Below are 535 nucleotides of genomic sequence, written 5' to 3'. Positions count from 1 at the left end.
GAGCCTGTAAATTATTTTGTGTAAGTTCCATTTTTTATAAATGATCTTTTAATCGATCATCGAACTGAATCGTAAACCAATTCATTGCTAAACGCCAATTTTGAATTGGCATCGTCCATTTCTTCGCAGCATTTGATGTTGCTAAGTAAATGACCTTCTTTACTGAGTCATCAGATGAAAAGATTTTCCTTTTCTTCGTTGAATGGCGTATTACGCTATTCAACGACTCAATCGCATTTGTTGTATAAATTGCATGACGTATTTCGGCTGGATAGCTAAAGATCGTTCGGATATTTTCCCAATTGGCCCGCCAGGATTCTCCAATTTTGGGATACTGGTGATTCCATTGATCACAGAAGATGTCTAGGGATTTTAAAGCATTTTCCTCTGTACTTGCCTGATAAATCGCTTTCAGACCCGACGTAACAGCTTTGTAGTCTTTCCAGCTTACAAATCTCAGGCTATTGCGTACAACATGCACGATACACAGTTGAATATCAGTATGAGGGTAAACAGAGGCTATCGCGTCAGGGAA

The 535-nt window shown here is 38.9% G+C and carries 1 pseudogene; it reads right to left on the bottom strand.

From position 1 onward, the window contains the following. Nucleotides 1-34: 34 nt before the first annotated feature. Nucleotides 35-535, bottom strand: a pseudogene (locus AOQ71_RS44555) (IS256-like element ISAba26 family transposase); the annotation flags it as partial.

Origin of the sequence: Bradyrhizobium manausense (genome assembly GCF_001440035.1) — a bacterium.
GTDB lineage: Bacteria > Pseudomonadota > Alphaproteobacteria > Rhizobiales > Xanthobacteraceae > Bradyrhizobium > Bradyrhizobium manausense.
The sequence above is the reverse complement of the archived record's forward strand: the minus strand, read 5'-3'. Positions and strand labels throughout refer to the sequence as shown.